Below are 19638 nucleotides of genomic sequence, written 5' to 3' on the forward strand. Positions count from 1 at the left end.
GTGGCACACCCGGACCCGATTGTCAGGAAGCGACCGCTACCAGGAGACGGGGAGGGCCTTGCCCTCCTCGTAGCCGGCGGCCGACTGGATCCCGACGAGGGAGCGCTCGTGGAATTCGTCGAGGTTGGTCGCGCCCGCGTAGCTGAACGAGCTGCGCACACCGGAGGTGATCATGTCGAGCAGGTCCTCGAGTGAGGGACGGAGCGGGTCGAGGTAGATCTTCGAGCTCGAGATGCCCTCTGCGAAGAGGGTCTTCCGTGCGAGCTCGTACGGGTCGAGCCTGTCGAAGCGTTCCTGAACGGCCTTGGTCGATGCCATGCCCCAGCTCTCCTTGTAGACCGCGCCGGAGGCATCCGTGTCGAGCAGGCCAGGCGCCTCGATGGTGCCGGCGAACCACGAGCCGATCATGACGGATGCCGCGCCGGCGGCGAGTGCGAGCGCCACGTCCCTGGGGTAGCGCACCCCGCCGTCCGCCCAGACGTGCGCGCCGAGTTCGCGCGCGGCGGCTGCGGTCTCGAGCACGGCGGAGAACTGCGGCCGGCCGACGGCGGTCATCATCCGGGTCGTGCACATCGCGCCGGGTCCGACGCCGACCTTCACGATGGTGGCGCCCGCCCCGACCAGGTCGTTGACGGCATCCGCGGTCACGACGTTGCCTGCGACGATCGGGATGCCGAGGCCGAGCCCTGCGACGATGCCGAGCGCCCGCAGCATGCCGGCCTGGTGCCCGTGCGCGGTGTCGACGACGAGGACGTCGACACCGGCGGCGACGAGCGCGCGTGCCTTCGCGGCCACGTCGCCGTTGATGCCGATCGCCGCGGCGACGAGCAGACGCCCGTGGGCATCGACGGAGGGCTGATAGAGGGTCGAGCGGAGCGCGCTCTTGCGGCTCAGGGTGCCGACCATGACGCCGTGGCGGAGCACGGGGGCGAAGTCGAGTTCCGCGGCGGTCATCACGTCGAAGGCGCGGCGCGGGCCGTCGATGTCCTCGGCGTCGAGGGACGTCAGCGGGCCGTGCAGCAGGTCGCCGAGCTGGGCGTCCGGCAGGGCGGTGCCGAGCCTGGCGGCGTCGATGCAGCCGAGGTATGCGCCGCGGGCGTCGTTGACGACGATGCCCTGGCCGGCGACGGGGGGCACCTGGCGCAGGGCGCTCGCGACCGTTTCACCCGGCCCGAAGATGAACGGGGTGTCGAAACGGGTCGACTGGTCCTTCACCCAGCGGATCGCGGCGTCGAGTTCCTGCAGGTGCATGTCCTGCGGCAGCACGCCGAGTCCGCCGCGGCGTGCGAGGGACGCGGCGAGCCGGGGACCGGTCACCGAGTTCATGTTCGCGGACACGACAGGGATGGTGGCCCCTGTCCCGTCTCCGGGCGCGAGGGAGACGTCGAGCCTGCTCGTGACGGCCGATTCGCTCGGCACCAGGAAGACGTCGGAATACGTGAGATCGTGGCTGGGGATCGCTCCATAGAACTGCATGCAAATAACGCTAGCCCCCCGCATCGATACCCGCAGCCATGCGCGATTGGTTTAGGCTGGGCGGGCAGACCGAACCGGCGATTTTCGGCCGGGGATATCCAAAATTCAACGCAGAGAGTGGGAACCGGCTGTGTCGAGCCAGTTGACCGGTAGTGGATCCGACGAAGCAACGTCGGGTGAATTCGGAGCGAACGAGTGGCTCGTCGACGAGCTGTACGAACGGTACCTCGTCGACAAGAACTCGGTGGATGAGTCCTGGTGGCCCGTGCTGGAGAGCTACCACCAGACCGCGAACGGGGCAGGCCACGACGCGGAATCACCCGCTGCCGAGGCCGCGCAGCCGGCCCAGACGGCGGCATCCGCCCCCGCAGCAGCAACCCCGGTCGCACCGGCCCCCGTCGCATCCGCCCCGGTCGAGCCCGCCCCGATCACGGCACCGATCGCGATCATCGGCGGCCAGCGCACCGCCCGCACCACCTCGACCGCCCCGCGTTCGCTCCCCGTCCCTGCCGACGCGCCGGTCAAGGGTCAGCCGGCGCCGGCTGGCCCTGCCGAGACGCAGGACCTCGTCACCCCGCTCCGCGGCATGCAGAAGAGCCTCGCCGCCAACATGGCCACGAGCCTCACCGTGCCAACGGCGACGAGCGTGCGCACCATCCCGGCCAAGCTCCTGATCGACAACCGCATCGTGATGAACAACCACATGCGCAGGTCCCGCGGTGGCAAGGTCTCCTTCACGCACCTGATCGGCTGGGCGCTGATCAAGGCCCTCAAGATGTTCCCGAGCCAGAACGTCTGGTACGACGAGATCGACGGAAAGCCCTCCGTCGTCGCTCCCGCCCACGTCGGCCTCGGCATCGCGATCGACCTGCCCAAGCCGGACGGCACCCGCGCCCTGATGGTCCCCGCGATCAAGCGTGCGGACACCATGACCTTCGGCGAGTACCTGTCGTCCTACGAAGACCTCGTCACCCGCGCGCGCAAGAACAAGCTGACCGCCGACGACTTCTCCGGCGCGACCGTTTCGCTCACCAACCCGGGCGGCATCGGGACCGTGCACTCCGTCCCCAGGCTGATGAAGGGGCAGGGCTGCATCATCGGCGCCGGCGCCCTCGACTACCCGGCCGAGTTCCAGGGTGCGAGCGTCAAGACGCTCACCGGCCTGGCCATCTCCAAGACCATCACCCTCACGAGCACCTACGACCACCGCGTCATCCAGGGCGCCGGCTCCGGCGAATTCCTCAAGATCGTGCACGAGCTCCTCATCGGCGGGCACCACTTCTACGAAGACATCTTCGCGGCGCTGCGCATTCCATACGACCCGATCCACTGGGCGCCCGACATCAGCGTCGACCTCGCGAGCGCCGTCGACAAGACCGCGCGCGTGCAGGAACTGATCAACGCCTACCGGGTCCGCGGACACCTGATGGCCGACGTCGACCCGCTCGAATACACCCAGCGCACCCACCCCGACCTCGACATCGCCAACCACGGCCTGACCTTCTGGGACCTCGACCGCCAGTTCGTCACGGGCGGCTTCGGCAGCCAGCGGCTGATGCTGCTCCGCGACATCCTCGGTGTGCTCCGCGACTCCTACTGCCGCACGACCGGCATCGAGTACATGCACATCCAGGACCCTGCCCAGCGCAAGTGGATGCAGGAAAAGATGGAGAAGACCTACGTCAAGCCCACGCATGACGAGCAGATGCGCATCCTCGGAAAGCTCAACGAGGCCGAGGCCTTCGAGACCTTCCTGCAGACCAAGTACGTCGGCCAGAAGCGGTTCAGCCTCGAGGGCGGCGAGTCCACCATCCCGCTCCTCGACGCGATCCTCGAAGGTGCGGCGAATGCCGGCCTCGACGGCGTCGCGATCGGCATGGCCCACCGTGGCCGGCTGAACGTGCTCACCAACATCGCCGGAAAGACCTACGGCCAGATCTTCCGCGAGTTCGAGGGCACCCAGGACCCCAGAAGCGTGCAGGGCTCAGGGGACGTCAAGTACCACCTCGGCACGGAGGGCAGCTTCCGCGGAAACAACGGCGTGGAGATCCCGGTGTACCTCGCCGCGAACCCCTCGCACCTCGAAGCCGTCGACGGCGTCCTCGAGGGCATCGTGCGCGCCAAGCAGGACCGCAAGCCGATCGGCACCTTCTCGACCCTCCCCGTGCTCGTGCACGGCGACGCAGCCATGGCCGGCCAGGGCATCGTGCTCGAAACGCTGCAGATGTCCCAGCTGCGCGGCTTCCGCACCGGCGGCACGATCCACCTCGTCGTCAACAACCAGGTCGGCTTCACGACGCTGCCCCTCGACGCGCGCACCTCGGTGTATTCGACGGACGTCGCGAAGACCATCCAGGCGCCGATCTTCCACGTGAACGGCGACGACCCCGAGGCCGTCGTGCGGGTCGCTGAGCTCGCATTCGCCTACCGCCAGGAGTTCAAGCGCGACGTCGTGATCGACCTGATCTGCTACCGCAGGCGTGGCCACAACGAGGGCGACGACCCCTCGATGACCCAGCCCCTGATGTACAACCTGATCGAGGCCAAGCGCTCGGTGCGGAAGCTCTACACCGAGGCGCTCGTCGGACGTGGCGACATCACCGAGGCAGAGTACGAGGCCGCGCACGCCGACTTCCAGGACCGCCTCGAACGCGCGTTCATGGAGACGCACGCCGCGCAGTCCTCGTCGATTCCGGTCGTCGGCAGCCAGGGCCTGTCCTCCGGCAACAACCTCCAGGACGAAGCCGTCGGCGAGCCTGCGACCACGGGCGTCCCCGAGGCGGTCGTGCACCTCATCGGGGATGCCTTCCTCAACAAGCCCGCCGGCTTCACGGTCCACAACAAGCTCCAGCAGCTCATGCAGAAGCGTGCGGACATGAGCCGGAACGGCAACATCGACTGGGCGTTCGGTGAGCTCCTCGCCCTCGGTTCCCTCCTGCTCGAGCGCACCCCGGTGCGCTTCGCCGGCCAGGATGCCCGCCGCGGCACCTTCGTGCAGCGTCACGCCGTTCTCCACGACCGCATCAACGGCCAGGAATGGCTGCCGCTCGCGAACCTCAGCGAGGACCAGGCCCGGTTCTGGATCTACGACTCGCTCCTGAGCGAATACGCGGCGATGGGCTTCGAGTACGGCTACTCCGTCGAACGCGCCGACGCGCTCGTTCTCTGGGAGGCCCAGTTCGGCGACTTCGCCAACGGCGCCCAGACCGTGATCGACGAGTTCGTGTCCTCCGCCGAGCAGAAGTGGGGCCAGCGGTCCTCCGTCGTGCTCCTCCTCCCGCACGGGTACGAGGGCCAGGGTCCCGACCACTCCTCGGCGAGGATCGAACGCTACCTCCAGCTGTGCGCCGAGAACAACATGACCGTCGCCCGCCCCTCGACGCCGGCCTCGTACTTCCACCTGCTGCGCCGCCAGGCGTACATGCGCCCGCGGCGCCCGCTCGTGGTCTTCACGCCCAAGTCGATGCTCCGCCTGCGCGGCGCGACGAGCGCGGTCGCCGACTTCACCAGCGGACGTTTCGAGCCCGTGATCGACGACGCGCGCATCACAGACAAGTCCGCTGTCAAGCGCGTGCTGTTCATGGCGGGCAAGCTCTACTACGACCTGCTCAGCGAGCTCGAGAAGAACCCGAACCCCGAGATCGCACTCGTGCGGATCGAGCAGTTCTACCCGCTGCCCGCAGCCGAGATTCAGCAGGTCGTCGCCCAGTACCCGGACGCCGAACTCGCCTGGGTGCAGGATGAGCCGGAAAACCAGGGCGCCTGGCCGTTCTTCTACTTCAGCACCAGCAAGGTCGTCAAGCGCCCGGTTCGGGTGTTCTCCCGGGCCGCCTCCGCATCGCCGGCGGCCGGCTCCGCGAAGCGGCACGCCGCCGAACAGGTCGACCTGCTGAGGAACGCGCTCACCCTCTAGGCGTACCTTTCCGGTCGAGAGTTCCCGTTCTGGCGGGCACTCTCGACCGGAAGGGCACGGGCATTGCCCGGAGACGGGCCCGGTCGTAGGCTGGCCGCGATCGCGACCTCGAAGGTGACAGGGACCGCGACGCGACCGAAGGAGTGTTGCTGTGTCCACCCGCGATGTGACCCGGCTCGGCGAACCCTGCTGGAACGACCTGATGACCTCGGATCCCTCGAAGGACCGTGAGTTCTACACCCAGCTCTTCGGGTGGCACGCGAGCGAATCCGGACCCGAATACGGCAACTACGTGACCTTCTCGCGCGGAGCCGCAGATGTCGCAGGAATGGCCGCCGCCCCTGACGGGTCGAACGCGCCGGACGCGTGGCTCGTCTACCTCTCGGTCGACGACGTCGACGACACGGTGACGGCCGCGGTCGCAGCCGGAGGCCAGGTGCTCCTGGAGCCGCTCACGGTCGGCGGGATGGGACGCACCGCGGTGCTCGCGGACCCCTCCGGCGCCGCGGTCGGCATCTGGCAGCCCATTGAGTTCGACGGCTTCCACACCGTCGCCCGGCCGGGGACACCGATCTGGCACGAACTCAGCAGTCGGGACTACGACGCCGCCCTGCCGTTCTACGCGACCGTCTTCGGCTGGGACCCGCAGGTCCTGAGCGACACCCCGGAATTCCGGTACAGCACGATCGGGCCGGAGGGCATGCCCGTCGCCGGGGTCATGGACTCGACGGCGTTCCTCCCGGAGGGTGTTCCCTCGCACTGGGCGGTGTACTTCGGCGTCCCGGACGCGGCAACGGCCGCCGCCCGGGTCGTCGAGCTGGGCGGCGCGGTGCTTCGCGAGCCGTGGGACTCGGAGTTCGGCACCTTCGCCCAGGTCGCAGACCCGACGGGAGCGATGTTCTACCTGGGTTCGGTCGAGGCCGGCACGCCGACCGGCGCGGCCAGGGACGACGCCACAACGACGGAAACGGTCGCGACCGGCGTCGGCGACGACGCTGCCTTCGCGGATGCCGCCTTCATCGACGTCGACGAGAGTGACGTCGAAACCAGCCAGTCCGCCGGGTGACCCGTCACGGGCATCCGCCGAACGACGGTGCCGCGAGGGACACGCCACGCAGGAGTCAGTGCCAGGCGGGAGTCAGTGCGAGGACTGGATGGTACGCAGTTTGAGCAACACCTGGTCGCGGAGGTCTTCCGGAGCGATCTCCCGGCAGGCGCGCTGCACGGCCTCGGTCAGGGTGCGCCCGACGAGGTGTTCGCTGCTGCAGTCCGTGCAGTGGGCCAGGTGCTCCTGGATATCGGCGGTGTCCTCGCCGCAGAGTTCGTTGTGGAGGTATTCCTCGAGTTCGGCCTTGGCCTTCTCGCAGCCGCAATCGGTCATTTCGTGCTCCCAGAGGTGTTACGACCGGCCCGGCCCGTTGCAGCCGGGGTCCCGGATGCGGGCTGGGCTGAGCCCAGGCCGCGCTCGAGCGCATAGCCGGCCAACAGGTCACGCAGGAGTCGCCGGCCACGGTGCAGGCGGCTCATCACGGTGCCGATCGGTGTTTTCATGATTTCGGCGATCTCCTGGTAGGAGAAGCCCTCGACGTCGGCGAAGTACACGGCCAGCCGGAAGTCTTCCGGGATGGACTGCAGGGCGTCCTTCACGGCGCTGTCCGGCAGGTGATCGATCGCTTCGGCCTCTGCCGAGCGACTCGCCATCGCGGTCGTCGATTCGGCGCCCCCGAGCTGCCAGTCTTCGAGGTCGTCGATGGTGCCCTGGTAGGGCTCGCGCTGCTTCTTGCGATAGGTGTTGATGAATGTGTTCGTGAGGATGCGGTAGAGCCACGCTTTGAGATTGGTGCCCTGCTCGAACTGCTTGAAAGCGGCGAACGACTTGACGAACGTCTCCTGGACCAGGTCCTGCGCATCCGAAGGATTGCGCGTCATCCGCATTGCTGCGGCGTAGAGCTGGTCGATGTAGGGCATCGCCTGTTCTTCGAACAGGTCTCGCAGGTCGATCGCGTCAGTTGTCATCACGGACAATTCTAATGCGTCGATCACGGACGTTTCGGGTCGTTCAAGCACCGTTGACAGCACCATCGGGACCTCCCTCATCTGTTCATCACCGACTATCCTGATAACCGATGTTGATCTCGAGATATTCCAAGCCCGATTTCGATCCCTACGGCGACAACGCGCCCGAAGAGACGGATGCCTGGTGGCCGGCCCCTGTTGCAGCGCGGCCGCTCGCCGCCGTCGTCTCCCTGCCGGGCTCGAAGTCGCTCACCAACCGCGAGCTCGTGCTCGCGGCCCTCGCCGACGGGCCCTCCCTCCTCCGCGCACCGCTGCACTCCCGCGACAGCGACCTGATGGTCGCCGCGCTCCGGCAGCTGGGCGCCACGATCGAGTCCGTCCCCGGCGACGGCGAGTTCGGCGCGGACCTCCGGGTCACCCCGGGCGAGCTCTTCGGCTCGACGACGATCGACTGCGGCCTGGCCGGCACCGTGATGCGTTTCCTCCCGCCCGTCGCCGCCCTCGCGCTCGGCCCGACGACGTTCGACGGCGACGCCGGTGCACGCCGCCGCCCGATGGCGACCACGATCTCCTCCCTCAGCGCCCTCGGCGCCGACATCAACGACGACGGCCGCCACGCGCTGCCGTTCACGGTGCACGGCACCGGCAGCCTCTCCGGCGGTGAGGTCACGATCGACGCGTCCACCTCGAGCCAGTTCGTCTCCGGCCTGCTCCTCGCCGCCCCGCGGTTCGAGCGCGGACTGCACCTCCGACACGACGGCGAACGCCTGCCGAGCCTGCCGCACATCGAGATGACGATCGCGACCCTCGCCCGCCGCGGGGTCACCGTGACGAGCCCCGCCGTCGGCGAATGGATCGTCGAGCCCGGCCCGATCCGAGGTATCGACGTCGACATCGAACCAGACCTGTCCAACGCCGCGCCGTTCCTCGCGGCCGCGCTCGTGGCCGGCGGGAGCGTCACGATCACGGGCTGGCCTGCCGAGACGACCCAGGTCGGCGCCGACCTCGCGCACCTGCTGCCGCTGTTCGGCGCGATCGTCACCCGCGCGGGCGACCGGCTCACGGTCACCGCGGGCGAGCATCTCACCGGCGTCACTCTCGACCTCTCAACGGGAGGTGAGCTCGCGCCGGCCCTCGTCGCCCTCGCCGCCCTCGCGGATTCCCCGAGCACGATCACCGGCATCGGCCACATCCGAAACCACGAGACCGACCGCCTCGCCGCCCTCGTGACGGAGATCAACGGGCTCGGCGGCGCCGTCACGGAGCTGCCGGACGGCCTGCAGATCGACCCGCGGCCCCTGCACGGCGGACAGTGGCACAGCTACGACGACCACCGGATGGCGACGGCGGGAGCCCTGATCGGCCTCGCTGTTCCCGGCGTCCTGGTCGAGGACATCGGCACGACTGCGAAGACGCTCCCCCAGTTCCCCGAACTGTGGCACGCGCTCCTCGCCTCGACCGTGCTCGCATGAGCTGGTGGGCCGGCGCGGACGACGACGAACCCGAGTTCGACGAGTCGAGCGTGCGGGTGCGCCCCAACCGCAAGGGCAGCAAACCGCGCACCAAGACCCGCCCTGACCACGAGGACGCGCTCACCGGGCGCATCCTCTCGGTCGACCGCGGCCGCTACACCGTCATGCTCGACGAGAACAAGCACACCGAACGACGGGTGACCGCGGCCAGGGCGAGCGAGCTGCGCAAGCATGCCGTCGTGACCGGCGACCGCGTCGACATCGTCGGAGACACCACCGGAGCGGAGGGCAGCCTCGCCCGCATCGTGCGGATCGTGCCGCGGGTCACCCTGCTGCGCCGCAGCGCCGACGACACCGACGCCGTCGAACGGGTCATCGTCGCCAATGCCGACCAGATGCTCATCGTCGTCGCCGCCGCGAACCCGGAGCCGCGCATCCGCCTGGTCGACCGGTATCTCGTCGCGGCGTACGACGCGGGCGTCACGCCGATCCTCTGCATCACGAAGACCGACCTCGCCGATCCCGCCGAGTTCCTGAACAACTTCGCCGGCCTCGACCTGATCGTCTTCACGAGCCGCGACGACGCCATGCCGCTCGAGAGCATCTCCGCTGCGCTCGTCGGCCATGACACCGTCTTCGTCGGCCACTCCGGCGTCGGCAAGTCCACGCTCGTCAATGCCCTCGTGCCGGACGCGCACCGCGCCGTCGGCGTCGTGAACACCGTGACCGGCCGCGGCAGGCACACCTCGTCCTCGACGGTCTCGCTGCGACTCGAAACGGATGCCGGCCGCGGCTGGGTCATCGACACCCCCGGCGTGCGCTCCTTCGGCCTCGGGCATATCAACACCGACAACATCCTCAAGGCGTTCACCGACCTCGCCGCGATCGCGGAGAAGTGCCCGCGCGGCTGTACCCATCTGCCGGACTCGCCGGACTGCGCCATCAACGAGGCCGTCGCGGCCGGCGAACTCGGCGACACCGGCAAGGCCCGCCTCGACTCGCTGCAACGACTGCTCGCGACCTTCGCGGTGTCCCCGCACCACTAACGTGGGGGCATGACGGATTCCACGCGCCTCGAAGCCGGCGACCCGGCACCGCAGTTCACGCTCACCGACCAGGACGGCGCATCCGTCTCGCTCGCCGGGTTCGCGGGCTCGAAGGTCGTCGTCTACTTCTACCCGGCCGCGCTCACCCCGGCCTGCACGAAGCAGGCCTGCGATTTCCGCGACAGCCTCGGTTCGCTCGAGACTGCGGGCTACCGCGTGCTCGGCGTCTCGCGGGACACGCCGGAGAAGCTCCGGGCCTTCCGGGACGCCGAGGGCCTCACGTTCCCGCTCCTGAGCGACAGCGACCTCACCGTGCACCGGGCGTACGCCGCCTGGGGCGAGAAAGACCTCTACGGCAAGACCGTCACGGGCGTCCTGCGGTCCACCTTCGTGATCGACGAGGCCGGACTGATCACGCTCGCGCTCTACAACGTACGTGCGACGGGCCACGTCGCGAGCCTGCGCAAGAAGCTCGGCCTCGGCGACTGACACCCGGTCCCACTTCCCCGGGGCCGTCAGGGGCCCCCAGCGGCCGCTGACGACATCCGCTGCCGTCCGGGCGGCACCGACCTGCTGCCTGGACGAAATACTGTGTGAACACTCGGCGACGGATGTCTACCCGGCCGTGTCGCCCTCATCCCGCGGGGTCTGCGTGGCCGCGAGCACCGCTGGGGTGAACAGGAGCCCGAGCACCACGATCGAGGGCACCAGGAGCGCCCAGCCGAGATCCGGACGCGCGTACAGCCCCTGGAAGCAGCCGACGGCGACGGCGATCTGCACGACCTGCCAGGTCACCGCGGCGCCGCGGATCCAGCCGCGGCGCCTCAGGGAATTGACCGCGATCGCGGTCACCCAGGCGGCGGCGATCAGCACGATGATCAGGATCGCGACCCCGCTCGCGAGCGAGGTCGGCGTCGCGGTGAGAAGCTCGAGGACGAGCCAGACCACCGCGGCCCAGAGCAGGGCGGCCTCGGCCCAGAGCAGGCCGGCGAGGAGAAGGAGTGCGGGCGCACGACGCGGGCGGAACGCACCGGCGTCACCGTCCGGACGCTGGTCGAACTGTTGATTCACAGAGATATCCCATACCAAACTATTGATTTGACCCCACCATTATGCGACCATAATTGAGGCCCGGTTGACGCTCACAGGGACGTGAGCCCTATGAATGCGTAAATCGCTTACCTTCCTGCAATCGGCAGCCTCTCATCTTCGGCCAATCGGCCAGGCACCCTGCAATAAAGGAGCATCTCTATGGACTGGCGCGACAAAGCGGCCTGCCTCACCGCCGACCCGGAATTGTTCTTCCCCGTCGGTAACACTGGACCCGCTGTGGACCAGATCGAGAAGGCCAAGTCTGTGTGTGCCCGTTGCAATGTGACCGAGGTGTGCCTCCAGTACGCACTGGAGACCGGACAGGATTCCGGCGTCTGGGGCGGCCTGAGCGAAGACGAACGCCGCGCCCTCAAGCGCCGTGCCGCACGGGCGCGCCGCGCGTCCTAGCCCCACCGCCCGTGTCCTGAGACCTGGCGCGCCGCCCCCGCGGCAGTCAGGTCTCACGCATGTACCGCAGGGGAATCTCGATCGTCACTTCGGTGCCGCTGCCCATCATCGTGTGCCAGTCGATGCTCCCGCTGAGCTCGCCCTGGATCAAGGTGCGCACGATCTGCGTGCCCAGTCCCGATCCGACCTTGCCCTCGGGAAGACCGGAACCGTTGTCACGCACGCGCACCGTGAGGGTCTCTTCGTTGCGCTCGGCCTCGATCACGACTTCGCCCTCCCGGCCGGCGAGGCCATGCTCGACCGCGTTCGTGACGAGCTCCGTGAGCGCGAGCGCGAGCGGGGTGGCGAAGGCGCTCGGCAGAACGCCGAAACTGCCGGACAGCTTCGGGTGCGCCGTCGTGTTGTGAGCGGATGCGACCTCGGCGATCAGGAGCAGCACCCGGTCGAAGACGACGTCGAAGTCGACCTGCTGGTTCAGCCCCGTCGACAGGGTGTCGTGGACGACAGCGATCGCCGCGACCCGGCGCATGGCCTGGTTGAGCGCCTCGCGCGCGGTATCGGAGTGGGTCCGCCTGGCCTGGATCCGGAGCAGCGACGCCACGGTCTGGAGGTTGTTCTTCACCCGGTGGTGGATCTCCCGGATGGTCGCGTCCTTCGTGATGAGCTCGCGCTCCTGGTGGCGCAGTTCGGTCACGTCGCGGCAGAGCACGATCGCGCCGATCCGCTGGCCGCGGTTGCGGATCGGGATCGCGCGGAGCGAGACGGTCACCCCGCGAGCCTCGACATCGGTTCGCCAGGGAGCCCGGCCGGTGACGACGAGCGGGAGCGATTCGTCGACGACGACCGTGCCGGTGAGCAGGCCCGTCGTGACCTCGGCGAGTGACTCGCCCTCGAGCTCGTCGACGAAGCCCATCCGGTTGAAGGCGGAGAGCGCGTTGGGGCTCGCGAAGGTCGTGACACCGTCGAGGTCGAGCCGGATCAGGCCGTCCGAGGCGCGCGGGGCGCCGCGGCGCGGGCCGGTCGGAGCGCCGAGATCGGGGAAATCGCCGGAGGCGATCATCGCGAACAGGTCGTTGGCGCAGTCGTTGAAGGTGAGTTCCTGGCGGCTCGGCGTGCGCGCCTCGCTGAGGTTCGTGTGCCGGGTGAGCACGGCGACGGGCACGGGTGCGATCTGGGAACCGGTCGTGCTGAGCCGGCGCATCACGGGGATCGCCCTGACGCGGGTCGGAGTCTCCTCATACCAGTCCGGGGCCGTCGTATCCACGATCCTGGCGGACTCGAAGGCCTCCGTCACCTGCTGGCGCCATTCCCCCTTGATTCCCTGCCCGACGAAGTCGCGGTAGAACAGGGTCGCGGCGCTCGAGGGGCGCGCGTGCGCGACCGCCACGAAGCTCCCGGTCGTGCCGGGCACCCACACCACGATGTCCGCGAAAGCAAGGTCGGCGAGGAGCTGACCGTCCGCGACGAGCATGTGGAGCCAGTCCACATCCTCGGCACTGCTGCGGCCCTGGGCAAGTACGAGATCACTGAGCGTCGACACCCTGCCAGCCTAGGTCCCCCTGAACGAGGAAAGTGACTGGGGCGACCATGAATCGGCGCGCGGTGTCATGCTGGTCAGATGAACCCCACTCCGGGCAGGCCCGATCGCACCCTGATCGCCGTTCTGTCCGTGATCGTAGTTCTGGTCATCGTCGCGCTCGTCGTCGTCTTCTCCCGCGGAGCGCCGGAGCAGCTCGGCCAGGCGACCCCGGCCGGTGTCGTCCAGCGCTACTCTGCCGCTGTCATCGACGGCGACGAGCAGAAGGCGGCCGGATTCCTCACCCCGCACGCCCTCGCGAGTTGCGACGCGGTCGGCGGCCGGGCCGCCGGCGACCTGAGGGTCACGCTCGTCTCGACGACGGAGCGGCCCGGTTCGGCCGACGTCACGGTGTCCATCGTCACCTCGGAGGATGCCGGCCCCTTCGGGTCCTCGGAATACGAGAGCCAGGAGGTGTTCGACCTGCTCACGGTCGACGGCGCCTGGAAGATCGACTCCGCGCCCTGGCAACTCGCGATCTGCCCGGGCACCACGACCACGACGGATGCCCCGTGATCGTCGGGGCAGGTCTCCTGGTCGCGCTCGGCGTCGTCATCGCCGCCATCGTGATCGGGGTCCGCCGGTCGCCGGCACCGCGGGGAGGGTCGGCCCAGCCGACGGTCCGGCGCCTGATCGCCTTCGTCCTCCTGTTCGCCCTCGTCGTGATCGCCGCGATCGGTCTGGCCGGGCTGCTGGGGCGCCTGCTCGATGCGGGCAATGCTCTCGCAGGGGAAGACGTCGCCGGACTCGCCCGCTCGCTCGCCTTCACCCTGGTCGCCGGCCCCTTCGCCGCCCTGCTGTGGTGGGTGCTCCGGCGGCGCCTGGACGGCGAAGATCGGTCGTCCCTCGCCTGGGGCCTCTACCTCGCCGGCATGCGCACCGTCGCGCTCGTCGTCGCCTCGACCGCCCTGCTCGGCTCCGCAGCGGCCCTCGTGCGCGCGGACTGGCAGCCGCGCACCCTCGCCACCGGACTGGTCTGGGCCGCCGTGTGGGTGTGGCACACGTGGATGTCCAGGAATCCGGCCACGCATCCGCTGCGGCTCCCGACGGCGGCGATCGTTCTCGGGAGCGTGTTCGGTCTCGTGATCGGTACCGGCGGAGCCGTCACGGCGCTCGGCGCGCTGCTCGACTCGGCCATCACCGGGTCGGGGGCATCGACGTTCGCGGGTGCCCCGTGGTGGTGGCTCCCCCTCGAAGGCCTGGTCTGGTGCGCCGGCGGCGGCGCCGTGTGGTGGTGGCACTGGCTGCACGACAGGGCCGTCACCCTCCGCGGCGGGCTCGCCGACGTCGCTTTCATCGCCAGCGGAATCGGCGGAGCGGCGATCCTCACCCTCGCCGGGGCGGGCACAACGGTGTTCGTGCTGCTCAGGCTCGGCTTCGACCGCTCAGGCGCGTTCGGAAACGCCGAGTCCCTCACCGTCATCCTCGATCCCCTCGGCAACGCACTCGCGGCGGCGTCGATGGGCGCATTCGTCTGGGCCTATCACCGGGTCCTGGTTCCAGTCCGCGGCGACCAGACCCGGCAGGCGGCCGGCCTGGTCGTGTCCGGCATCGGGCTCGTCGGTGCGGCCTCCGGGCTCGGGGTCGTGGTGAACTCCCTGCTCGCGGCACTCGCGCAGCCGCTCGCCGACTCGAACCCGCGCACCCTGCTGCTCGGCGGCATCAGCGTCATGATCGCGGGCGGACCGGTCTGGTGGCTGGCCTGGCGTCCGCTGGCCCCGGCCGATCCATCCACAAGCTCCGCGACCGCCCGGCGCGTCTACCTGATCCTGGTCTTCGGTGTCAGCGCCGTCGTCGCGCTGGTCGCCCTCCTCCTGATCGGCTACCGCATCTTCGAGTTCGGTCTCGGGTCCGCGTCCGGGTCCCCATCCGGGAGCAGCCTGCTCGAGCGGGTGCGCGCCCCGCTGGGGCTCCTCATCGCGACCGGCCTCGCCGCCGGGTACCACTTCGCCGTCTGGCAGCGCGACAGGGCCATGAGCGCCGCGACGCCGGGCCGGCAATGCACCATCGGACGGGTGATCCTGGTCACCGGCGCGTCCCCCGAACCGCTCCGGCGGGCGATCACCGAGAACACCGGGGCATCCGTGACCGTCTGGGCGCGGGCAGAGGGCAACGCAGACACAACAGCAGACGCAGGCGCCGAAGCGGGCACGGACAGCACTGCAGGCGGCCCATCCGCCGCGGAGATCACCGCGGCCCTCGACGGGGTCACCGGCAAACGGGTGCTCGTCGTGACGGGCCCCGGCTCCGGGGTCACCGTGATCCGGCTGCGGGACTGAACCTCGGGCACCGGCGTCAGGACGCCGGATTCAGAGCGCGGGGTTCAGAGGGCGGGGTTCAGAGGGCGGGCGCCCGGCGACGCCACGGCATCCGCCCCAGTCCCCGGCCCCGCGCCCGCACCGGTTCGGGCAGAAGCTCCCTGTGCACCAGACGCAGGATGCCCGTGCGTGCGGGCGACTTCGGCGCGGCATCGCGCAGCGTGCGGCCAGTCAGCACGGCAGCGTCGGCGCCGGCCTGGTCGTGCGGGACCAGGAACGGGGCGTGGATGCCGCCGAACCGGCGCAGCGCTGCGACGACCTGCCGGTTGGCGTCGATCCCAACGGCGCTCGGCCGCACCCGGTTCATCACGACGCTGACCCTGTCCGTCGAGACCGCCTCGGCGAGCTCGGCCCACGACCGCAGGAAGCGGGCAAGCCCGACGGGGTCGGCAAGCCCGCACGCGACGACGTGGTCCGCTGACCGGAGCGCGGTCAGCGTCGCAGCGTTCCGCCGCGGCGCGAACAGGTCGCTCGAGATCTCCTCGTCGCTTTCGAGGCTGAAGCCGGTGTCGAGGACGACGTAGTCGGCCCAGTTCCGCAGCACCTCGATGGTCTTCGAGACGCGCTCGCCCGACAGCTCCGGCCAGCGCGAGGGGCGCCCGATGCCCGTGAGCACCCAGAACGCGCCGCGCGGCGAGGTGTAGCGCTGCGCGATGCGTTCGAGTTCCGGCCGGGTGAGGCTGTCGGTCCCTGCGAGGCGGCAGGCCGCGGCGAAACCGGGCGATTCGTCGAGCATCCCGAGGGCCGGCGCGATCCCGCCTCCATAGCTGTCGACGTCGACGAGCGCCACGGTGTGGCCCGCCGCCGCGACCTCGGCGGCGATGTTGATCGCGAGCGTCGTGCGGCCCGGCGCGCCGGAGGGCCCCCAGACCGCGATCACGGTGCCACGAGCGGACACTGTGCGCGTGGCCTCCCGCTCGGCGACCCGCAACGGGATCACCACGCCGGCCTCGATCACCGCCTCGATGCCCGCCCATTCCGCTGTCGCGTCGATCACGTCGAGGAGGCCGAGTCCCGCCGCGTTCCTGCGGTCCTGGTCGGTCGCGGCGAGGGCGATCACGCGCACACCGTGCTCGTCGCACGCCCGGATCACGGCGGCACTCAGCGTCGCCCGTCCCGCGCTCACGAGCGCGACGTCGGCCTCTGTGCGGTCCAGGACCGCGAGCAGTTCCGCTCCCCCCGACAGCCGGGCGAGGACGGAGTGCCCGTACTGCACGATATCCGCGAGGAGGCGGTCTTCCGTCGAACGGTCGAGCGCGAGCAGCAGCCGGGCCATGGTCAACCTCCGAGGGGCTGGTTGGCCGGAACGACCGCGATCGCCGCTCCGTTGGCGATCGCAGTGAGTACGGCGGCGACGGCCTCCCTGGGCACCCGGAGCTCGACCGAGCGGCGGCCGGCTCCCACCGAAAGCCCGCCCGGTTCAAGCACGCGCACCACCCCGGCCTGCCCGACGAGCACGGCAGGCGGCCCGAACGCACCCCGCTCGGTCTGCGGCGACGACCACACGTCGACAACAGCGCCAGGCGCGACCGCCTGCGCGAGGGCGTCCGTCGGTTCGACGACGACCGTCGTCACGCCCGCCTCAGCGGATGCGCCGACCGCGGACACCGGGATCAGCTCGCCTGCTGCGACGGTCCTGGCCAGGACCAGGCCGTCCGCGGGCATCCGCTCGGGGGTCACGTAGAGCGGGAGCGCGCCGTCCAGGCGGACCTGGCTGAGCTCGAGGTCGGCGGCCGTCACCCGGTCGCCGACGATGAGGGCGCCACGGGCGGCGTAGACGGCGGTCGTGCGGTCGCTGCCTGCGACGACCGCAGAGACGCCGCCGACCGCACCGAGCACGAGCACCAGGCCGATGAGCAGGCGCGGGTCGAACCAGGCTCCCGGGCGTCGTGCGCGATTCGGCCTCGAGACCATGGTCGCCCCTCTCCTCGGCGAGGGCAGCTGCCGCCCGCCTGATCAGTGGTCTCTATCGTCGCCGTTCCCGGCCCACGGCGGGAAAGTTATCCACAGGCTGTCGTTTTCCCGGCGGGACACCGCGGGAACCCCCGATAATCGAATCATGAACGCTCCCGACGCCTATCGTGGGCTGGGCCGCTTCCTCACCCTCGCGGACACCGCCGACATACTCGCCCTGACCGCGGCAGAGGTGAGCGAGCTTGTGCACACGGGCGAGCTTCCTGCCATCCGGATCGGCCCGTCCGCGCCCGAGCGGATGCAGCACTGGCGCGTGGAGCGGGTCGTGCTCGAGTCGTACATCGAGGCCAAGTACGAAGAGGCCAGGCGGCTGTCGCTGTGGGAGCAGTCCGACTACGCGAACATCCCCGAGCTCTCCGGCGGCACGATCATCCGGCCGCCCGACTGAACCCGGCCGGCGCGGTCAGGGCAGGCACAGCAGCTGGATCCCGGCGAGGGGAATGATCCGGTATTGCCTCACCTCGGAGCTGCGGCGCGGCACCCCGCGGTCGTGCATCGCGAGGTCGATGTGGTCGCGACCGACCCGGTCGATCGTTCCACTGAGGAGACCACCCGGCGTGTGCACCTCGACGAACCTGCGCCGCCTGGCCAGGTCGCGGAGCACGAAGGCGAACCCGATGCGGTCGACGACCCCCGACCCGGGTTCCGCGGGCGCGGCGAGGGAGGCACGCACCTCCGCAGACTGCAGGATCACCCCGGCGATCGCCGCGATCGGAACGACGCACTGCGGAGCGCCCCGGGCGGGGACACCGGGCGGGGCCGTCCCTGCCGACGCCGTTGGCGTGTCGAGGATCTCGGCGGCGAGCCAGTCCCGCCCGAACGTCGTCGGGCGGATGGCCAGCGTGACCCCGGAGGTGAGCACCAGCCGCACGACACCGCCGCCCGCGCGCGGGCCCGAACCGGCGCCCAGGCCCATCAGCCGGTGCCGCAGCGATAACCGGCCGAGCCGGAGCCGTTCCTCTTCCGCGCGCAGCTCGAGGTCCTCGGCGTTCAGCTCGTGTTCGAGCTGTCCCTCGAGGTCGTCGAACAGGTTGTCCCAGCGCACACACACGACGCTAACTCGCCGCGAACCGGCCAGCCGGGTTATCCACAGGACATATAAGCGCTCGACACCGCGGGCATCCGCTGGTTGAGTAGCGAACCTGCACCTCAGCACCCGGAACCCCCGGAGGAGTCATGAGCGATTCAGTCGGCAAGAGTGAGCAGGCGAGCGCCCGAGCGGAGCGGTTCGCCGAGGAAGATTACTTCGGGCAGCAGCCGAGTTCCCGCGGGCAACTGCCGGATCCGGAGCCGCTGCTCATCAACCTCACCCGGTGCGTGATCGAGGTGCTCTCCGGGGCCCGCGAACTCGACCAGCTCGCGCGCTGGGTGAGCGACGACGTCTACCGGCACCTGCTGAAACGGGTCGTCCTCTCCAACCGGGCGCGGGCGGTCAAAGGGCTCCGGGCGCAACGGCCCACGATCTCCATCGGCAGGGTCACCATCACGGAACCGAGGGACGGGGTGGTCGAAGCCGTCGTCATCGTGCACAGCAAGGTGCGGGTGCGCGCGGTGGCGTTGCGCCTCGAGGGCCTCGACAACCGCTGGCGGGCCAGCGCGATCAACGTGCTGTGACGGCAGTATCCCCTGCAGCTCGCGACTCCGGGTCCGCGCCGGCCGCCGGACCGGCACCCAGGCCCACCGCGGGAAGGATCACCCCGTCGATCAAGGAGATCAGGAATTCCCTGTCGATGGTCTTGCGCTCGAACAGGATCCGCATGGAGGCCATGGCCGTGGTCACGGTCGACAGGTTGTCGATGTCGCAGCGCGACGAGATCTCGCCGCGCTCGACGGCCCGGCGCAACAGGAAGCGATGCGCGGTCACCCGGGGTTCGACGACGGAGACGCGGGCGGTTTCGGCGAGCTCGGGCGAGTGGGCGAGGAGGGACATCAGGCCGGCGATGACCCGGAGCTTCTTCTCGCCGTCCTCGATCGAGTGCGGCTTGATCATGGCGATCAGGTCCCCGCGCAGCGTGCCCGTGTCCGGGAGTTGGGACAGGTTCAGGTCACCGTTCTTCATGCACGCGACCGCGTCGATGACAAGTTCGCCCTTCGAGGGCCATCGCCGGTAGAGGGTGGCCTTGCCCGCTTTGGCCCGGGCCGCGACCATGTCGATGGTCATGCCCTCATACCCGCATTCGGCGAGCACGTCGACGGCAGCGGCGAGGATGTCAGGGTCGCGGGTGTGGTCCCGTCTGCGTCCGAGCTTGACGGGCTCCGTCTCCTCGGCGGGATCGAGCTGCGTCGTCGCCACACTCACCACTTTCTGATCGAAGTCTTCTGATCGAATGTTACCCGGAGGTAAATT

The 19638-nt window shown here is 69.7% G+C and carries 19 protein-coding genes; 10 read left to right on the forward strand and 9 right to left on the reverse strand.

The window, feature by feature from the left end:
- Positions 1–36 precede the first annotated feature (36 nt).
- Positions 37–1476 carry a GuaB1 family IMP dehydrogenase-related protein gene (locus E3O39_RS08940; protein ID WP_134449772.1) on the reverse strand — a complete coding sequence of 480 codons (1440 nt, stop codon included), beginning with the start codon at positions 1474–1476 and terminating at the stop codon, positions 37–39.
- A 130-nt stretch (positions 1477–1606) separates the two neighbouring features.
- On the opposite strand from E3O39_RS08940, the gene E3O39_RS08945 reads away from it, so the two are divergent.
- Entirely contained in the window at positions 1607–5389 is a 3783-nt protein-coding gene (locus E3O39_RS08945) for a multifunctional oxoglutarate decarboxylase/oxoglutarate dehydrogenase thiamine pyrophosphate-binding subunit/dihydrolipoyllysine-residue succinyltransferase subunit (RefSeq protein WP_134449771.1), read from the forward strand.
- A 151-nt stretch (positions 5390–5540) separates the two neighbouring features.
- Complete coding sequence (locus E3O39_RS08950) at positions 5541–6455, forward strand: VOC family protein (protein WP_241975497.1); 915 nt, start codon at positions 5541–5543, stop codon at positions 6453–6455.
- A gap of 72 nt (positions 6456–6527) precedes the next feature.
- Here the strand turns inward: E3O39_RS08950 and E3O39_RS08955 are convergent, their stop codons facing one another.
- Positions 6528–6770: a zf-HC2 domain-containing protein gene (locus E3O39_RS08955; protein WP_134449770.1), complete on the reverse strand. Its 243-nt coding sequence runs from the start codon at positions 6768–6770 to the stop codon at positions 6528–6530.
- Positions 6767–7405 (reverse strand): sigma-70 family RNA polymerase sigma factor, encoded by a 639-nt coding sequence (locus E3O39_RS08960; RefSeq protein ID WP_174774656.1) that lies wholly within the window; start codon positions 7403–7405, stop codon positions 6767–6769. The genes E3O39_RS08955 and E3O39_RS08960 overlap by 4 nt, the downstream gene beginning before the upstream one ends.
- A 110-nt stretch (positions 7406–7515) precedes the next feature.
- Here E3O39_RS08960 and aroA point away from each other — a divergent pair, with 110 nt between their 5' ends.
- The 3 genes from aroA to bcp are packed head-to-tail and all read left to right on the forward strand — an operon-like array spanning position 7516 to position 10412.
- Positions 7516–8877 (forward strand): 3-phosphoshikimate 1-carboxyvinyltransferase, encoded by a 1362-nt coding sequence (gene aroA, locus E3O39_RS08965; RefSeq protein ID WP_134449768.1) that lies wholly within the window; start codon positions 7516–7518, stop codon positions 8875–8877.
- Positions 8874–9923, forward strand: coding sequence for a ribosome small subunit-dependent GTPase A (gene rsgA, locus E3O39_RS08970; RefSeq protein WP_134449767.1), 1050 nt, complete (start codon positions 8874–8876; stop codon positions 9921–9923). The genes aroA and rsgA overlap by 4 nt, the downstream gene beginning before the upstream one ends.
- Before the next feature lie 9 nt (positions 9924–9932).
- On the forward strand, positions 9933–10412 hold the full coding sequence (gene bcp, locus E3O39_RS08975; protein ID WP_134449766.1) for a thioredoxin-dependent thiol peroxidase: 480 nt from the start codon (positions 9933–9935) through the stop codon (positions 10410–10412).
- 126 nt (positions 10413–10538) lie between these two features.
- Here the strand turns inward: bcp and E3O39_RS08980 are convergent, their stop codons facing one another.
- Positions 10539–10994, reverse strand: a complete 456-nt coding sequence (locus tag E3O39_RS08980; protein ID WP_134449765.1) for a hypothetical protein — start codon at positions 10992–10994, stop codon at positions 10539–10541.
- A gap of 180 nt (positions 10995–11174) precedes the next feature.
- On the opposite strand from E3O39_RS08980, the gene E3O39_RS08985 reads away from it, so the two are divergent.
- Positions 11175–11423 carry a WhiB family transcriptional regulator gene (locus E3O39_RS08985; RefSeq protein ID WP_035837005.1) on the forward strand — a complete coding sequence of 83 codons (249 nt, stop codon included), beginning with the start codon at positions 11175–11177 and terminating at the stop codon, positions 11421–11423.
- A gap of 46 nt (positions 11424–11469) precedes the next feature.
- Here the strand turns inward: E3O39_RS08985 and E3O39_RS08990 are convergent, their stop codons facing one another.
- Entirely contained in the window at positions 11470–12963 is a 1494-nt protein-coding gene (locus tag E3O39_RS08990; RefSeq protein WP_134449764.1) for a sensor histidine kinase, read from the reverse strand.
- Positions 12964–13041: 78 nt separating this feature from the next.
- Here E3O39_RS08990 and E3O39_RS08995 point away from each other — a divergent pair, with 78 nt between their 5' ends.
- Positions 13042–13515 carry a hypothetical protein gene (locus tag E3O39_RS08995; RefSeq protein WP_134449763.1) on the forward strand — a complete coding sequence of 158 codons (474 nt, stop codon included), beginning with the start codon at positions 13042–13044 and terminating at the stop codon, positions 13513–13515.
- On the forward strand, positions 13512–15278 hold the full coding sequence (locus tag E3O39_RS09000) for a DUF5671 domain-containing protein (RefSeq protein WP_241985027.1): 1767 nt from the start codon (positions 13512–13514) through the stop codon (positions 15276–15278). Before E3O39_RS08995 ends, E3O39_RS09000 begins: the two co-directional genes overlap by 4 nt.
- Positions 15279–15336: 58 nt before the next feature.
- Here E3O39_RS09000 and E3O39_RS09005 read toward each other — a convergent pair whose 3' ends face one another.
- Both E3O39_RS09005 and E3O39_RS09010 read right to left on the reverse strand, forming a co-directional pair.
- Positions 15337–16593: a regulator gene (locus tag E3O39_RS09005; RefSeq protein ID WP_174774844.1), complete on the reverse strand. Its 1257-nt coding sequence runs from the start codon at positions 16591–16593 to the stop codon at positions 15337–15339.
- A 2-nt stretch (positions 16594–16595) separates the two neighbouring features.
- Positions 16596–17231: a hypothetical protein gene (locus E3O39_RS09010; RefSeq protein WP_134449762.1), complete on the reverse strand. Its 636-nt coding sequence runs from the start codon at positions 17229–17231 to the stop codon at positions 16596–16598.
- 145 nt (positions 17232–17376) lie between these two features.
- Between E3O39_RS09010 and E3O39_RS09015 the strand changes: the two genes are divergently transcribed.
- Entirely contained in the window at positions 17377–17679 is a 303-nt protein-coding gene (locus tag E3O39_RS09015) for a helix-turn-helix domain-containing protein (RefSeq protein ID WP_134449761.1), read from the forward strand.
- 15 nt (positions 17680–17694) lie between these two features.
- On the opposite strand, the gene E3O39_RS09020 is transcribed toward E3O39_RS09015, so the two are convergent.
- Positions 17695–18336: a hypothetical protein gene (locus E3O39_RS09020; protein ID WP_134449760.1), complete on the reverse strand. Its 642-nt coding sequence runs from the start codon at positions 18334–18336 to the stop codon at positions 17695–17697.
- 131 nt (positions 18337–18467) lie between these two features.
- Between E3O39_RS09020 and E3O39_RS09025 the strand changes: the two genes are divergently transcribed.
- A complete protein-coding gene (locus E3O39_RS09025) occupies positions 18468–18905 on the forward strand; it encodes an Rv3235 family protein (RefSeq protein ID WP_241975493.1) in 438 nt (145 codons plus the stop codon).
- On the opposite strand, the gene E3O39_RS09030 is transcribed toward E3O39_RS09025, so the two are convergent.
- On the reverse strand, positions 18892–19584 hold the full coding sequence (locus E3O39_RS09030) for a TetR/AcrR family transcriptional regulator (RefSeq protein ID WP_134449759.1): 693 nt from the start codon (positions 19582–19584) through the stop codon (positions 18892–18894). The genes E3O39_RS09025 and E3O39_RS09030 overlap by 14 nt on opposite strands.
- Positions 19585–19638 lie beyond the last annotated feature (54 nt).

It is taken from the genome of Cryobacterium sp. MDB2-A-1, from assembly GCF_004402675.1.
Taxonomy (GTDB): domain Bacteria; phylum Actinomycetota; class Actinomycetes; order Actinomycetales; family Microbacteriaceae; genus Cryobacterium; species Cryobacterium glucosi.

Excerpts from the sequence above, each read along its gene's own strand:
- E3O39_RS08940 (WP_134449772.1), bottom strand. The coding sequence starts at position 1,476 with ATGCAGTTCTATGGAGCGATCCCCAGCCACGATCTCACGTATTCCGAC.
- E3O39_RS08955 (WP_134449770.1), bottom strand. The coding sequence starts at position 6,770 with ATGACCGATTGCGGCTGCGAGAAGGCCAAGGCCGAACTCGAGGAATAC.
- E3O39_RS08960 (WP_174774656.1), bottom strand. The coding sequence starts at position 7,405 with ATGACAACTGACGCGATCGACCTGCGAGACCTGTTCGAAGAACAGGCG.
- aroA (WP_134449768.1), top strand. The coding sequence starts at position 7,516 with ATGTTGATCTCGAGATATTCCAAGCCCGATTTCGATCCCTACGGCGAC.
- rsgA (WP_134449767.1), top strand. The coding sequence starts at position 8,874 with ATGAGCTGGTGGGCCGGCGCGGACGACGACGAACCCGAGTTCGACGAG.
- bcp (WP_134449766.1), top strand. The coding sequence starts at position 9,933 with ATGACGGATTCCACGCGCCTCGAAGCCGGCGACCCGGCACCGCAGTTC.
- E3O39_RS08985 (WP_035837005.1), top strand. The coding sequence starts at position 11,175 with ATGGACTGGCGCGACAAAGCGGCCTGCCTCACCGCCGACCCGGAATTG.
- E3O39_RS08995 (WP_134449763.1), top strand. The coding sequence starts at position 13,042 with ATGAACCCCACTCCGGGCAGGCCCGATCGCACCCTGATCGCCGTTCTG.
- E3O39_RS09005 (WP_174774844.1), bottom strand. The coding sequence starts at position 16,593 with ATGGCCCGGCTGCTGCTCGCGCTCGACCGTTCGACGGAAGACCGCCTC.
- E3O39_RS09010 (WP_134449762.1), bottom strand. The coding sequence starts at position 17,231 with ATGGTCTCGAGGCCGAATCGCGCACGACGCCCGGGAGCCTGGTTCGAC.
- E3O39_RS09015 (WP_134449761.1), top strand. The coding sequence starts at position 17,377 with ATGAACGCTCCCGACGCCTATCGTGGGCTGGGCCGCTTCCTCACCCTC.
- E3O39_RS09025 (WP_241975493.1), top strand. The coding sequence starts at position 18,468 with ATGAGCGATTCAGTCGGCAAGAGTGAGCAGGCGAGCGCCCGAGCGGAG.